Source organism: Vibrio sp. 10N.286.49.B3 (assembly GCF_002873395.1).
Lineage (GTDB): Bacteria > Pseudomonadota > Gammaproteobacteria > Enterobacterales > Vibrionaceae > Vibrio.
The window spans coordinates 13,870-29,748 of sequence record NZ_MCUV01000004.1 but is presented as its reverse complement, the minus strand read 5'-3'; the positions used below and the strand labels follow the sequence as shown (position 1 = coordinate 29,748).

At 42.8% G+C, this 15,879-nt stretch carries 12 protein-coding genes; all 12 read left to right on the top strand.

Annotated features, from left to right (window positions below):
* Nucleotides 1-364 precede the first annotated feature (364 nt).
* The 12 genes from BCU68_RS03345 (at nt 365) to BCU68_RS03290 (ending at nt 15,878) form a co-directional block, all read left to right on the top strand.
* The gene (locus BCU68_RS03345; RefSeq protein WP_102563391.1) at nt 365-1,483 is read left to right on the top strand and encodes a glycosyltransferase family 4 protein; all 1,119 of its coding nucleotides are present in this window, start codon (nt 365-367) and stop codon (nt 1,481-1,483) included.
* Nucleotides 1,483-2,079 (top strand): sugar transferase, encoded by a 597-nt coding sequence (locus BCU68_RS03340; protein ID WP_277868776.1) that lies wholly within the window; start codon nt 1,483-1,485, stop codon nt 2,077-2,079. Before BCU68_RS03345 ends, BCU68_RS03340 begins: the two co-directional genes overlap by 1 nt.
* Nucleotides 2,072-2,704 (top strand): acetyltransferase, encoded by a 633-nt coding sequence (locus BCU68_RS03335; RefSeq protein WP_102563389.1) that lies wholly within the window; start codon nt 2,072-2,074, stop codon nt 2,702-2,704. The genes BCU68_RS03340 and BCU68_RS03335 overlap by 8 nt, the downstream gene beginning before the upstream one ends.
* A 4-nt stretch (nt 2,705-2,708) precedes the next feature.
* Nucleotides 2,709-3,887, top strand: coding sequence for a DegT/DnrJ/EryC1/StrS aminotransferase family protein (locus tag BCU68_RS03330; protein ID WP_102563388.1), 1,179 nt, complete (start codon nt 2,709-2,711; stop codon nt 3,885-3,887).
* A gap of 124 nt (nt 3,888-4,011) precedes the next feature.
* Nucleotides 4,012-5,958, top strand: coding sequence for a nucleoside-diphosphate sugar epimerase/dehydratase (locus BCU68_RS03325; protein WP_102563387.1), 1,947 nt, complete (start codon nt 4,012-4,014; stop codon nt 5,956-5,958).
* A 126-nt stretch (nt 5,959-6,084) separates the two neighbouring features.
* Nucleotides 6,085-8,268: a YjbH domain-containing protein gene (locus BCU68_RS03320; protein ID WP_133126124.1), complete on the top strand. Its 2,184-nt coding sequence runs from the start codon at nt 6,085-6,087 to the stop codon at nt 8,266-8,268.
* Between the two features lie 45 nt (nt 8,269-8,313).
* Nucleotides 8,314-8,874 carry an outer membrane beta-barrel protein gene (locus tag BCU68_RS03315; protein WP_102563385.1) on the top strand — a complete coding sequence of 187 codons (561 nt, stop codon included), beginning with the start codon at nt 8,314-8,316 and terminating at the stop codon, nt 8,872-8,874.
* 52 nt (nt 8,875-8,926) lie between these two features.
* Entirely contained in the window at nt 8,927-10,723 is a 1,797-nt protein-coding gene (locus BCU68_RS03310) for a hypothetical protein (RefSeq protein WP_102563384.1), read from the top strand.
* Between the two features lie 121 nt (nt 10,724-10,844).
* Nucleotides 10,845-12,011, top strand: coding sequence for a nucleotide sugar dehydrogenase (locus tag BCU68_RS03305; protein ID WP_102563383.1), 1,167 nt, complete (start codon nt 10,845-10,847; stop codon nt 12,009-12,011).
* Between the two features lie 439 nt (nt 12,012-12,450).
* Nucleotides 12,451-12,876, top strand: a complete 426-nt coding sequence (locus tag BCU68_RS03300) for a hypothetical protein (protein WP_102563382.1) — start codon at nt 12,451-12,453, stop codon at nt 12,874-12,876.
* A 6-nt stretch (nt 12,877-12,882) separates the two neighbouring features.
* Nucleotides 12,883-14,655, top strand: a complete 1,773-nt coding sequence (locus tag BCU68_RS03295; RefSeq protein WP_102563381.1) for a polysaccharide biosynthesis/export family protein — start codon at nt 12,883-12,885, stop codon at nt 14,653-14,655.
* Nucleotides 14,656-14,657: 2 nt separating this feature from the next.
* A complete protein-coding gene (locus tag BCU68_RS03290; RefSeq protein ID WP_102563380.1) occupies nt 14,658-15,878 on the top strand; it encodes a phosphoribosylamine--glycine ligase in 1,221 nt (406 codons plus the stop codon).
* Nucleotide 15,879 lies beyond the last annotated feature (1 nt).

Here is a 15,879-nt window from a genome sequence, read left to right as displayed (position 1 = left end):
TTTGTGGTGAACTTGTTAAGTTAGGACATTGCTTCGTTACCACTACCCGCTGCAAATGTTTACGTATTTATTCAGGTCATTGCCTTTCGAGGCTCGCTCAATTACACAGTTGTTAGCTTCAATCGATAATATGATGCTTTTATACTTTAGCTATCGTAATATTTAAAGCTGGAGCTATAGTAAGAAATTTAACGCTTCCTGGTAATCGTGTGTTTATGTGGTGGTATGCATTGATTGCTTGGGTATTACTATCCATGACTACAGCTAATCTTGGCATTGCTATGCGTCAAAAATGGATGTTTGTACCAGTATTAGTATTTTTATTAATTTCTATCATTGCCGCATCAGAGAATATAAATAAAGAATGAAAAACTTTGTATTAATAGCCAGTTACCCTGGCTCAATATTAACCTTCCGCGGTGTGCTTATTACAGCAATTCAAAATCAGGGTTATCAAGTACATGTGTTGTGCCCCGATGCTTCATCCGAACTTCGATTTGAACTTGAAGCTAATGAGGTAGTAGTACACGATGTACCATTGCAGCGCACAGGCTTAAACCCAGTAAATGACTTTAAGACTATTATTACCATGGTCAAACTACTTAAAGAAATTAAGCCAGAATATACCTTAGGTTATACCATTAAGCCGGTTATTTATGGATCGTTTGCTGCCAAGTTAGCAGGTGTTAAGCATATAGGTTCGCTGATTACTGGCTTAGGATATGCATTTACGGGTGAAGCAGCAGGTAAGCGTAAAGTTATACAGTCTATTTTGCATAAGTTATATAAACTAGCGCTTAGCTTTAATAGCACTATCTTCTTTCAAAATGGAGATGATAAAGCTTTGTTTCAAAAACTCAATCTATTACCAAAATCATTAGCCCCTATCGTTGTGAATGGTTCGGGTATCAATGTTGAAAAGTTTGTATCGGTCCCACAACCCGAGCAGTGTGATTTTCTTTTGATAGCAAGGCTACTAGGTGATAAAGGCGTTCGTGAATACGCTGCAGCTGCAAAAAAACTAAAAGCTTCTCACCCCAATTTGACTTGCCGACTGGTTGGGTGGATTGATGAAAACCCCGATGCGATTTGCCAAATTGAACTTGATGAGTGGATTTCTGAAGGTTACATCGAGTTCTTAGGGAAACTCAGTGACGTTCAAGAAGCCATCGAGCAAACTTCTGTATATGTACTACCATCTTATCGTGAAGGTACACCGAGGACAGTGTTAGAAGCGATGGCTATGGGACGCCCAATTATTACTACAGATGCTCCAGGTTGTCGAGAAACTGTAGTTAATGGTGAAAATGGCTACCTAGTACCTGTGAGAGATACTGAGTCTTTGTACCAAAAAATGGTTCAATTAGCAGAGTCTCCCGGCCTTGTGTCACAAATGGGATTATCTTCTCGTAAAATCGCTGAAAATAAATTTGATGTACACAAAGTTAACCATGCCATGCTAAGTGCTATGGGGGTTAAATGATGAAACGTCTCTTTGATTGCTTTGCTTCACTGGTTGCACTGCTTCTTCTTTCTCCTGTCATTGCTCTCGTCGCTTGGAAAATTCGTAAAAACTTAGGCTCTCCAGTGATCTTTCGTCAACAACGTCCGGGGCTGCATGGCAAACCGTTTGAAATGATAAAGTTTCGCTCGATGCGTGATGCCGTGGATAAAGATGGAAATACCTTACCAGATTTAGAGCGCATGACCCCTTTTGGTGAAAAACTGCGTAATGCCAGTTTGGATGAGTTACCCGGCTTATGGAATGTATTAAAAGGCGATATGAGCTTAGTGGGGCCAAGGCCGTTATTGATGCAGTACCTACCGCTTTATAATTCTGAACAAGCGCGTCGTCATGATGTTCGCCCCGGCATTACGGGTTGGGCGCAGGTGAATGGGCGCAATGCCATTAGCTGGGAAAGTAAATTTAAACTCGATGTCTGGTATGTCGATAACCGTTCGTTATTGCTTGATATCAAAATTCTCTTCTTAACGGTAAAGAAAGTCTTTATCAAAGAGGGCATTTCCGCTGATGGTCATGTCACTATTGAACCTTTTAAAGGAAGCGTCAATGACTAAACGTTGCGCCATATTAGGGGCGAGTGGGCATGGCAAAGTGGTGGCAGAAATAGCGCAACTCAATGGCTATTCTGATGTGTGTTTCTTTGATGATCGCTGGCCTGAACTCAATCATATCGAGCATTGGCCGGTCATCGGAAACACGGAAAGCTTACTACATAGCTGTACTCAATATGATGGGGTCATTATCGCCATTGGCAACAACGTCATTCGGCTAGAAAAACAAACCCTGCTCACTCGACATCATGCACATTTCCCGACTCTCATTCACCCAGTCGCTACGGTTAGTCAATATGCTACGCTTGGCAAAGGAAGCGTTGTTATGGCTGCTGCGGTGATCAACCCTTTTGCCTCGCTTGGTCATGCTTGCATCATTAATACTTCAGCAACGGTTGATCATGATTGCTGTCTAGCTGATGGTGTTCACATTAGTCCTGGTAGTCATCTTGCTGGCGGAGTGAATGTTGGTGAGTCTAGTTGGGTCGGCATTGGTGCGAATGTTAAGCAGTTAATCACCATTGGTCATCATGTCGTGGTTGCTGCTGGTGCAACGGTGGTTGATAACCTCTCAGATGGATTGGTTGTGATGGGAACGCCTGCACAACCACGTAATCATAAGGAATAGATTCGTGTTAAATACCTCGTTTTCCCCTTGGCCTTCGTTTACTCAACAAGAAGCGGATGCGGTCAGTCAGGTTGTTTTGTCTAATAAAGTGAATTACTGGACAGGGCAAGAAGGGCGTGAGTTTGAAAAGGAATTTGCGCAATGGGCAGAGTGTGAATATGCGGTCGCGGTTGCCAATGGCACGTTAGCGTTAGACTTAGCATTAAAAGCACTTGGCGTCGGCGTCGGTGATGAGGTGATTACCACTTCTCGTACTTTTTTAGCGTCGGCCTCTTCGATAGTGACATCGGGGGCTGCGCCTGTTTTTGCTGATGTTGATCTTAATAGCCAAAACATTACGGCCGAGTCGATTGCAGCCGTTGTGACGAAGCGTACTAAAGCGGTCATTGTGGTTCACCTTGCGGGTATGCCGGCAGAGATGGATGCGATTATGCAGTTATCAAAGCAGCATGGTTTTAAGGTGATTGAAGATTGTGCTCAGGCGCATGGTGCGAAATATAAAGGTCGCAGCGTTGGCACTATTGGTCATATTGGCGCTTGGTCTTTTTGTCAGGATAAGATTATGACGACTGGCGGTGAGGGCGGTATGGTCACCACCAATGATAAAGCTCTGTGGTCAACAATGTGGTCTTATAAAGATCATGGTAAGAGTTTTGATGCGATTTATCATCGTGACCATCCACCGGGTTTTCGCTGGTTACATGAGAGTTTTGGTACCAACTGGCGCATGACGGAGATGCAAGCGGCCATTGGTCGTATTCAGTTGACGCGTATGTCAGATTGGATGGAACAAAGGCAACGCAATAGTCAGGCAATAGATGAGGCTATCGAGGGGTTGTCAGTGGTGCGTGCTATACACGTTGCCGACTATATTCAGCATGCCCATTATAAACATTATTTATTTATCAACCCTGAACAGTTAGCAAAAGGTTGGACCCGTGACCGCATCGTTGAAGAAATTGTGGCGCGAGGTGTACCAGCATATCAGGGAAGTTGTTCGGAAGTTTATTTAGAGAAAGCGTTTGATAATACTGGCTTTAGACCGGATAATCGCCTTCCTCATGCCATTGAGCTTGGTGAGACAAGTTTGATGTTTTTAGTTCACCCTACTTTAACGCCTGCAGAAATAAAACTAACGTGTCAGGTTATTTATGATGTGCTCCATCTTGCTCAAATAAATTAGCTCCATCCTCTTATAATAAAAAAATACGACTAAACAGAAACTCATAAGGTGCGTCATTGTTGGCTGCAATTCATCTTATGCGCTTAGTCTCGGCTTAAATTTCATATAACAACGGAATCTTACTATGGATCGCTTGCGGATTTTTTGGCAAATGTCTCGTACGGATAAACGTATTCTCAGTGTGTGCATTGATACGGTTTTAATTTGTATCGCGCTTCAATGTTCTCTATGGGCTAGGTTTGGCGATTGGCGCATGTTAACGAGCTCTGATACTTGGGGCGTGCAAGGTTTACTGGTTATTTTAACGGTAATGATGTTCACCCGACTTGGGTTATATCGCGCCATATTACGTTATCTCACGTTTAAAGCCTTATTTACTATTACGCTCGGGGCGATAGGTTCAGCCGCGATTTTAATGTTATTTAGTGTAGTTTTTTTTGAACCACTACCGAAAACAACCCCGGTTATTTATTGCGCGTTTTTAGCGCTGCTGTGTGGTGGTCCTCGCATTATTGTGCGCTCTTTAATTGCTTCTAGCTCGCCAGTTAGAGAGAAACAAGTGCTGATTTATGGCGCTGGCTCTGCAGGCCGTCAGCTCGCGGTTGCTTTAGGTACATCAGGTAAATATCAAGTTCGTGCCTTTATTGATAAAGATCCAACTTTAACCAATACCACGATCATGGGCTTACCGGTTATTCAAATTGAAGAGGTGCCGAATCAATTGGATAAGCATGAAATTCATCAGATATTGATGGCGATACCAAGTGCGAGCCGTGCACGTAAAAAGACCGTTTTAGCGCTGCTTGCCCCTTTGAAAGTAAAAATTCGCACTGTGCCTGACATGACCGATATTGTTTCTGGTCAGGCGAATATTGATGAAATTAAAGAGGTGCCGCTAGAAGATCTGCTTGGCCGTGATCCGGTTGAACCGAACTTAGCGCTACTTGATGCCAATATTCGCGGCAAAGTGGTGATGGTGACAGGGGCGGGGGGATCGATTGGCTCTGAGTTATGTCGTCAAATTCTTCGCCAAGAACCAAAGGTACTGATTTTATTTGATCTTTCTGAGCATAGTTTGTATTTGATTGATCAAGATTTAAGTCGTCTAAAGCAAAAGGAAGGGCTTGATATTGAGGTGGTGCCTTTAATTGGTTCGGTGCAAAGAGCGTATCGCTTAGAGAGTGTGATGAAGTCTTTTCATGTGCAGACGGTTTATCATGCCGCCGCTTATAAGCATGTTCCTTTGGTGGAGTATAACGTGGTGGAAGGGGTGCGAAATAATGTATTTGGTACTTACTACACGGCTAAAGCTGCGATTGATGCTGGTGTGGAGTCGTTTGTACTTATTTCTACCGATAAGGCGGTGCGTCCGACCAATGTGATGGGGACGACGAAACGTTTAGCGGAGTTGGGACTGCAAGCGTTGGCAAAAGATCAAGCAAAGCAAGCGAATGGAACGCGTTTTTGTATGGTGCGTTTTGGCAATGTGTTGGGCTCGTCGGGCTCGGTGATCCCATTATTTAAACAGCAAATCGCGAGTGGTGGGCCAGTGACGGTGACTCACCCAGACATTACGCGTTATTTCATGACCATTCCTGAAGCTGCCCAGTTGGTGATTCAAGCGGGTGCGATGGGAAAAGGTGGTGATGTGTTTGTGCTTGATATGGGCGAGCCGGTAAAGATTCTTGAGTTGGCTGAAAATTTAGTGCAGCTCTCTGGGCTGGAAGTGAAGTCGGAAGATAATCCATTTGGTGATATTGCGATTCACTTCTCTGGTTTGCGTCCGGGAGAGAAGCTTTATGAAGAGTTGTTGATTGGTGACAATGTGTTGAAGACGGCGCATAAACGCATCATGAGGGCCAATGAGGTTTGTCTTCCTATGGCTGAGTTTACTACGCTTTTAGGTAAGATCGATCAAGCTTGTCATGGTATGGATTATGAAATGATCCGAGATTTAATGCTGGAAGCTCCAACCGGATTTTGTCCAACCGATGGGATTGGTGATTTAGTCTGGCAGCACCAAGAAGATGCGCTTAATGAAGGTGTATTAGACCACCGTGAGCTGCATTAAAGTATTTAAATTTAACTGATCGGTAATCTATGTGAAATGGCGCTTATGCAACTATACTGTTAATTGGTGTGCTCATTTTTTGATCAATTAATTCTTGTTATGAATGACTGATAGGGAAGTTTAGTCTTGTTTATAAATCTTAAAGAAAGCGTGAGATATCAACATCTATCCATTGCGATAAAGTGGGCACTCGCACCAGTGTGTTATTTATCGCTGTGCGTGTCGCCTTATGCATTAGCGGAAAGTCATAGCCGTGACAGCGTGTATTTTCGTACTTCAATGGCGCAGACCGGTGGTTCTGGGCTGTTACGTACCCCGAATGCCGAAACCCTACCGTTTGGTGAAGTCTCGTTTAATTACCATCAAGAGGAAGGGGTCGATAGCGATCTCGGTAATAGCCGGGGGCCGCACAATACGTTATTGCTGGCGGTCGGTCTGTTTCCTGATTTAGAGGTTTCGTTTCAAAATACGTATCAAGATTTTAGCTCTTGTGCCAACCATTGTGATTTGTCGGCATCTGCGAAGTTAAGCTTTGATTGGCTTATTCCTGATAATTGGTTTCAGTTTGCCATTGGTGGTAGTGATCTTGGCGGTCAGGCGGTGCATCACCGAACCTATTATGGCGTGGCGAGTAAGCAGTTAGATCAGTTTCGTCTGTCGCTCGGTTTTGGAGAAAATGGTGGCGATAGTGAACACCAAATGGGGCCTAATTACCTTTCTGGTCCTTTTGGCGGCATTGAGTATCAACCTTGGCAATGGCTACAAGTGGTTGCTGATTATGATGGCTCGGGGATGAATGCCGGTATTAAAGCGTTTACGCCGCAAGAATGGCTTCCACTTGGCATGACTGCCAATCTTACTTATCAAGCTTATTCCAATTCAGATGCGCCTTATGGCAGAGACAATCAGTGGCTAGGCTTAGGGTTAACGGTTCCTCTTGCTGGTACTCATTTATCTTCTCGTTATGAGCGTGGGCAAGGTGATGTTGGTGTGGATACTGCTCGACCAACGAATGCGGTCATTGCTGAGCCTGTGGTCATTGAAGATGTTGTGATCGCTAAGCCCGTGAGTGAGAAGAAAGTGGATGCGAGCGTATCACCGGCCGCTAACTACTCTGAATTAACCCTGATTAGTAACCTGTTAGTCGACTATGGCTTTGAAAATGTATCAGTGGGTGAAAGTCAGCACACCTTGTTAGTGAAAGCGGAAAATAACCTCTTTAACCGTAATGAACTAGATGCGATTGGGGTGATTTTAGGGGTGATCAGTGAGCTTTCGAATTACCCGTCGTTTGAGTTTGTGCTGCTTAATAATAATATTCCCGTGCTCAGTGTTGCTGGCTCGGAGCAGGACTTACACGCGATTTTCCAAGCGGATAGTTCGCCGAGCACTTTACCTCGTTTAGCGGTGAATAATTCTCCTCGTACCCACGATAAAGCCACATGGTTAACCGATCGCGATAATACCCATACCTTTAAACCAAGAGTGATTTTATCGCCAAGTTTGTACTCAACGATAGGTACAGAAAGAGGCGTGTTTGATTATTCTCTGGCACTTTCTACCAATGTACAACTGCCGATTTGGACGGGCGGTTCGTTGGATGTGCGTCACTTGTTACCGCTTTCACACTCCGATGATTTTGAAGATGGTAAGGCCTTTGCTGATGCTCGACATAAAAGCACGGTCGATAGAATCTTATTCCACCAAGGCTTTAAGCTTCCTGCCGATGTCTTCACTCAATTCAGTGTTGGGCAAATCAAAAGTGATTATGTAGGGGGGACGGCGGAGTTTCGTTGGCAGTCACCACAAGGGGCGCATAAGTTAGGTTTGGAAGCTTCTTATTATGAGAATAGAGAAGATTCGACACAGCAAGACGCAACGCCAGTGTTAGCTCACTACCGTTACTATTTCGATCAATACGACTGGGCGCTTGAAGCGAATGCCGGTGAGTATTGGCATGGAGACAGTGGCTTTACCGTAACCAGTAAGCATTGGTTTGGTGATACTGCTGTGAGTATTTTTTACCAACATACCGATCAAAGTTTTGCTGGCCTAAATTTTTCTATACCGCTTAGCTTTAGAAAAGATATGGCTCCCGACCCGATTCAAATTAAAGGAACGGAAGAGTGGACGTGGGGTTATCGGACAATGGTTCGCAATCAAGTCAATAGGATTGATGGTGACTTGGCACAAACTTCCGATCTACAAAACAAACTAGATCGTAGTTATTACAACCGAGATAGGCTGTCAGCTCGTTATATTAATGCCAATCTCACCCGACTTAAGGATGCTTACGTTCTCTATCGGTAAGTCACTCTTATTCTAATTCATTAGGCTAGGAAAAAAGGAAATACAATGGATAAAAAACGTTGTTTGGCACTCGCAGTAGTATCAACCTTCGCAGCATTTTCTACTTATGCGCAGGAGGCAACTCACCCTACTGTTTATGTTGGTGCCAAAGTTGGTGGAGGCCAAGTTGCGGATATGGACAAAGCGGTGACTAATGTCACAGGTATCGACAAAAGTACCACTGCTTGGAGTGTGTTTGCGGGTATGCGCTTTCATCAAGTGCCTTGGCTGGCGCTTGAAGTCAGTTATGTTGATCTGGGTAAAATCGAACTGAAAGATACACAAGGTGATTTTACTGCGACGGGTTTTGAGTTGGCTGCGAAATATGTTTATGACATCAATGAAAAGTTTGATGTGTTTGCCGGTGTCGGTGCGATCTCTTATGGATGGCGAGGCAATGGCGCAGCATGTTGTGATGATAATGGTTTGTCGGGCACGTTAGGGTTCGGCGCAGGTTATAAGTTCCACCCAAATTGGAACGCACTTGTTGATTACAAGTTCTACAACAATATCGGGGGGTCACCGGACTTCCATACTTACAGCATTGGTGTTCTATACGCGTTTTAACAATAACGCGGTCTCATAATGCAATGGATAACTTAAGTGATAGGGCTTAAACATGAATAAAACGATATTAGCCACAATGATTGGTCTGGCAGTACTGACTGGCTGTGACGGATCAGACAATAAAAACTATGCAGAGGTTGTGACCCCACCAGGTGAAGCCGAAGCATTTAAATCCCCTTATACGGTCTTTTTAGAAGGTATTGGTGAAGGGACGCTAACCAAAGCAGCTAGCTTTACCTTAGAAGGCACAACGGATGAGTTAAGCTCGTTAGAAATAACGGGTGCGACTGCAGTTGAAAGCGCGGCAACGAAAGCGACCTCTGATACAACGAAAGTAACCTACACCACAGACACAGGCAGCTTTATTCTTACCCGTACTGATGCATCACCAACGACAGCGATTTTGCTTGATTTGGTCGTGACGGCGGATGGCTACTTTACCGGTGGTACGCAAGTTACTATGCCTGCTGATGCCGATGTGCCAGAAGGTTCAACGGTATTTGGTGTTGTCACTTTATCACCGCAAGTGGTCGATAACTCAGGTGAATCCACCACAGCAGCAACGGGTAGTACAGAAACGGTTGCTGTCGGTGATGATGGTGCAACAACAGAAGCGATTGTGATTGCAACGCCGGTACCTGATGAAGACGCCAACAATGCGGCGGCCGTTGCCAGTGGTACGGTCAATGTTGATATGCCTGCGGGCACAAAAATGATGACTGCAGATGGCGAACCGGTAACAGGTCCAGTTGAAGCGAACGTGGTTTATTTTTCTAATGAACCAAGCGGCTCTACTGATACTACGACCGATTCAGTACTTCTTGCCTTCCCTGGTGGTCTAGCACCATCGTCTATTCTTGATGAAGATGGCGAAGCGACGACAGATGACGTGTCATTTGTAACAGCTGGCTTTACGGCGATTGAGATGAGAACCGAAAGTGGCGATCTAATCACTAACTTCGACCCGGCGATTACCCTTAACTTTGAAGTGCCAGCCGCAACACTCTCTGCCGATGGTGACCCAATTGAAACTGGCGATATCATTCCTGTGTGGTCTTACAATGAGCAAGATGGTCAATGGAAGTCTCAAGGTGAAGAGCAAATTGGTGAGTTCAACGCCGATGCCAATACTTATTCAGTTGCTGCCCAGATCGACCACCTTTCCTACTTCAGTCTTGCGTATCTAGAAACTAACTGTCCAGCACCAACGATCACCTTGGTCGATGGCACATCGGAGAGTTACCAGTCTGATATTGTACTCACCCGTAATGGCGGTGGTTGGACGCAGCGTTACCTAGAAAACTTCGGTGCAATTACTTTAGCGAAAGTTCCAACCAAGGCTGAAGGTGAAGTGTACATTTCGAAATATCGCTCGGAAGATCCTGTAAGCTTAATTACTGAGGCTACCGATGCGGACGGTAATGCGCTTACTGTGACGGATGGAACGCTGCAAGATCAAAACTTCTGTGCGCTTGATGGTGCAACTATTACTCTAGAAGGCGTTGGTGCTGTTGCTGATATTGATTACTCATTAGCACTACAAAGTACTTGTTCTGACACGGATGATGTGACGCCGCAAACGGGCTTAGTCACTATCTATCGTGTGATTGGTGGTATTAACTATGCGTTAAGTACCTTTACGGTTGATGCTGGTTCTTCACAAACATTAACCTTAGAGCCTGGTACGTATTTCGTTGAAGGCTTATTAAATGGTGAAGTGCAAGGTGAAAGCAGTGCTTCTGAAACCGTTGTGTTAACCGGTGATGAACTGGTTGTTGATGCAACGCTAGACTTCAATGCTGGCTCTTGTATTACAACCGGTGGTAGCGGCGGTGGTGGTGGTAATTAATTCCACTTTTTAACCGAAATAAAAAGAGAGCTTTTGTGGCTCTCTTTTTTTTTGACATATTATTGTTGTTATTCAGTGGTATGATGTAAATAATTATGAGCATATAGATAGAGTGACTAAGATGAAAATTGCCGTTGCAGGAACAGGATATGTTGGCTTATCAAATGCGATGTTACTAGCGCAAAACCATCAAGTGGTTGCGGTGGATATTATTGCTGAAAAAGTAGCCATGCTTAATGATAAACAATCGCCTATTGTTGATGTGGAGATTGAAGATTTTCTTGTTAATAAAGCATTGAACTTTACAGCTACTTTAGATAAAGCGTTAGCCTATAAAGATGCAGACTATGTCATTATTGCTACGCCAACCGATTATGATCCAGAAACGAATTACTTTAATACTTCTTCTGTTGAAGCGGTAATTAAAGAGGTGATGGAGATGAGTCCAAATGCGGTGATGGTGATTAAATCGACTGTCCCTGTTGGGTATACGGCACGCATTAAAGAGGAGTTTGGCTGTGATAATTTAATTTTCTCGCCAGAGTTCTTACGTGAAGGTCGTGCTCTATACGATAATTTACATCCATCACGTATTATTGTTGGTGAGCGTAGTGAGCGTGCTGAAGTGTTTGCTAACTTATTAGTGGAAGGTGCAGTTAAAGAGAATATTGATGTTCTATTTACTGACGCAACTGAAGCAGAAGCGGTGAAGCTGTTTTCTAATACTTATCTTGCTTTGCGTGTGGCGTACTTTAATGAACTTGATAGTTATGCTGAAACGCATGATCTTGATGCTCGTCAGGTGATTCAAGGTGTTGGCTTAGATCCTCGTATTGGCAATCACTACAATAATCCGTCCTTTGGCTATGGCGGTTACTGTTTACCAAAAGATACTAAGCAACTTCGTGCAAATTATGCCGATGTACCTAATGATATTATTGGTGCGATTGTCGATGCCAATATGACTCGTAAAGACTTTGTTGCTGCCTCTATTTTAAAGCGTAACCCACAGCGTGTTGGTATTTATCGTTTGATCATGAAGTCGGGCTCAGACAATTTCCGTGCATCTTCTGTGCAAGGCATTATGAAGCGTTTAAAGGCAAAAGGTATTGAGGTTGTGGTTTATGAACCTGTACTGGATGAGGAGGAGTTTTTCCACTCTAAAGTCATTAAATCGCTTGATGAGTTTAAGCAGTCTTGTGATGTCATTGTTTCAAACCGTATGGTCGATGAGATTCGTGATGTGGAAGATAAAGTTTATACTCGTGATCTATTTGGTTCTGATTAAATAGAGCTAGTTGACTCGATATATACACGGTCGAAATAGGGGGGTGTACTTATATACATCTCCTTTATTGTTGATGGCCAGTTACATTGTTCTTTGTTTTTTCCTGCCTATTTTGTCTTAATTTATAATAAACCTAAAGAGAATAGTCTAATTACTCTACATGTTTGTTATTTAATCATTTTTAACCTTAAATTACCGCTTTTGTTATCATTTTTGTACTAAGGTACTTGAACTTACTATGAAACAAAATTCTGATTTAATTTCTGATATCTTTCATTTTTAGCATGAATCGGTATAATCCTAGAGGTTTCAATAGGTAGGAGATAAGCAATCGTTTGTTTATTTTTTTACCTCACTTCTTACAGTATTTCATCTTGCGACGTTTGATTTCTCGCTAATATCAATGGGCGGTAGCGTGCCTAAATATGGATAACTTACCATGCAACCTCGATTTTATATGACTCTGGTTTTTGCTTTTTTAGTAGGGTGTAGCAGTCAGCCAAGGCAGGTAGAAGCTAGTTTACCTTTAGTGCAGCCAAGCACTCAGCCACTCGGTATTCAAGTACCCCAGCAATATAGCCAAGATTTAGAAGATGGACGAAAGGTCGATCTGATCCACCCTGAGTATCGTATTCAAATGGGGCCGCTTTATACCTCAAGCCTTGGTCACACTTGTCGCGAGCTAACCTTCGCAAAAGTGAATGCTGTTTCTATGACAGCACACGGTTCTGAGCAAGGTCCATCGATTCGCGTTGCATGTACAAACCAGCAATTAACGACTATTCCTGCTAGCGATGAGTTATTAGAGCGTGCGTGGTTCCTCGTGCCTAATATCATCCAGTCTTCTTCTTCAGTTCAGCTGTAGGCTTTTATGAAAATTCTTCGTTTATCTCTTTGGTCCGGTTTAGTGGCTGTTATTACGCAAGCTGCGACTTTTTCTGTCTCTGCTAATCCGCTTTTAGCTCAGCAATCAGGTAATGCAAGCTCTTACGCTCTGCCTGCTAGTTCTGTTGCAACCAGTGGTGCGAATGTTCCACCTACGGCATTAAGCCCAAACGAGGCATTGTCACAAGGGTCATATAGCGCAGAGAATCGTAATAATTTACTGCTGCCAGGTGAGACTGATGTTCGCCAGTTATTGCCTTCGAGTGGCGAAGCGTACCCACCGCCATATGGTGCTAACTTGTTTGCTGGTGGTTATGAAACTGAGCGTAGTGATGGCTTAAACGATAATTATCTGATTGCTGCCGGTGATAAAATTAATATTTGGTTATGGGGTGCGGTGAACTACTCCAATGTCGCGACCGTTGATAACCAAGGTAATATTTTTATTCCTGAAATTGGACCAATCAAGGTTCAAGGGTTACGAGCCAGTGAAGTTAACGGTTTTGTGACCTCAAAGATTAAAACGATCTACACCAATAACGTCAATGTGTACGTTAACCTTCTGACTTCAACACCTGTGAGTATTTATCTTTCTGGGCCGGTTATTCGCCCTGGTCAATATGCAGGTATGGCATCAGATAGTGTGTTGTATTATTTAAAGCGCGCTGGGGGCATTGATCCAGAGCGAGGCAGTTACCGTGCGATTCAGGTGCTGCGTAATAATAAGATTGTTGCTGATATTGATCTGTATGACTTTATTCGCCTTGGTACGATGCCAGAGGTGAGCTTTAAAGATGGTGATGTGATTTTAGTGAAACCTCAGCAAGCGGCGATTACCGTGTCTGGTGGGGTAAGAAATCCATTCCGCTTTGAGTTAGAAAACGATGCGGCGGCAACGGGCACGGAATTAACGCAATACTCTCGTCCGTTAGCGAAAGTGAGCCATGTCGGTATTATTGGTAACCGTGAGTCTGGGCCGTTCTCGCTTTATATGCCATATAATGATTTCTTGAACTTTACGCTGCAAGATGGCGATAAAGTGATTTTTAATGATGATTTACACGCACAGGTTATTGATGTGCAGCTCATGGGTAGCTATCTAGGCCCATCGTATTTTGCTGTGAATAAAACCACGCGTTTACATGACCTGCTTAGTCATATTCCCATTGAGCCGCAGTTAACAGATTACCAGTCGATTTATATCCTGCGTGATAGTGTGGCGCAAAAGCAAAAAGAGATGCTCAATGAGTCTCTTGATCGATTAGAGCGCAGTGTCTTTACTGCACCTGCTTCTTCTGATGGTGAAGCAGCAATTCGTGCTAAAGAAGCGGAAATGGTGATGCAGTTTACTGAACGTGCGCGCAAGGTTGAGCCACTCGGTAAAGTGATTGTGTCTGATGCCGGTAACATTGCTAATATTCGTCTAGAGCAGGGCGATAAAGTCGTGATCCCATACAAAACCGACTTAGTGCAAATCGCGGGTGAAGTATTAATGCCGCAAGCCGTGGTGTTTAACCCTGATGCCAGCGTGGATGATTACATTGCATGGGCAGGTGGTTTTACCGATCGCGCTGAAGATACCCGTATTGCCATTGTACGTGCGAATGGTTTGGTCGAATTTGCCAGCAAGCAACCTATTGCCAAAGGTGACCAAATTTTAGTACTACCTAAAGTGGATACCAAAACCATGCAATCGATTAAAGATATTACTCAAATCATCTATCAAATCGCCATTGCAGCGAATGTGGTGGTTAATTAGTGATGAAGAAAGATTATACGTTACTTTCTTTAGATCCAATGTACTCACCGTTACATGAACATATTGCTGATATCGTAGCAAAAAAGAAGTATGCCGTTACATCATGTCGCTCGAAGAGAATTTACTTACCAACGTTTAAAATGACTTTAGCGACATCTCTGATTAACTCTGTAAAAGCCCCAGTTGATGAAGGTCTATTAAATAAAATTACGTCACTCTCTACTTATCACCATGCTTATGCCAAAAAAGTAGAAGGTAGGAGGTTAACTGCTTCTGAACTCAACTATATGGCTAAATTTTATCTTGGCTTAAAAGAGTTTATTACTACTAAAGGTGTGAACCTCGTTGTCTTACACAATGATACTCGCTGGTATCATGCTATTGCTGTTATGTTGTGTAAAGAATTAGAGATACAATATTTAGTCACGGAGCAGGGCTTAATTAGGCCAAATACTACGGTGATTGATAACCAAGGCGTTAATGCCACAGCAAATGTGGGTCTTTTGGATAAAGAAGTGGCATCATCAGCGCCTTTCCGAGTTAAGCATGGGCATGATTCTCGTAAATCTAAAGCTTTCTTTTGTTTGTTTCTTAGTCTGTTCTTTATAGAAAAAAAACTAGCATCGAAAGGAATACTAAGCTACATGCATAATGGGTATAGCATTAGGAAATATCTTAGAAGGACCTTAAACATACGCTATAAACAAAATTTTGATGATGTAGAAGTTAATACTAAAAGTGTATTGTTACTCTTACAGTTAGAGTCAGATTCACAATTTTTAATGTATAGTTCATTTTTCTCAAATCAAGATTTGATAGATAAAGTAGAGCATTTCTGTACCATTAACAACCTGAATTTATTAATAAAGAAGCACCCATTAGATGATAGTGGATATCAAATAAAGCCTTCATCTAATTTAGTATCAGGTAGTGTTAAGCAGTTAGCAAAAGAAGTAAAGCTAGTTATTTCAATTAACTCAAGTGCAATTATTACCGTGTTATCCACTGCAACGCCATTGTATATTATTGGTGACTCATCGTATAAATATAAAAACATAGCAACACATAGTTCCATTAGTGACATTTCTTTATTAGAAAAACAAGATATAGCATTAAGGAAAGAGTATTTAAATAAACTTAAAAAAAATTACTTAGTTTATGGTGCTGGTTATTCATACAAAAGTGAATTATTAGAAAATAAGCTAAATCAATTATTGGTATAAA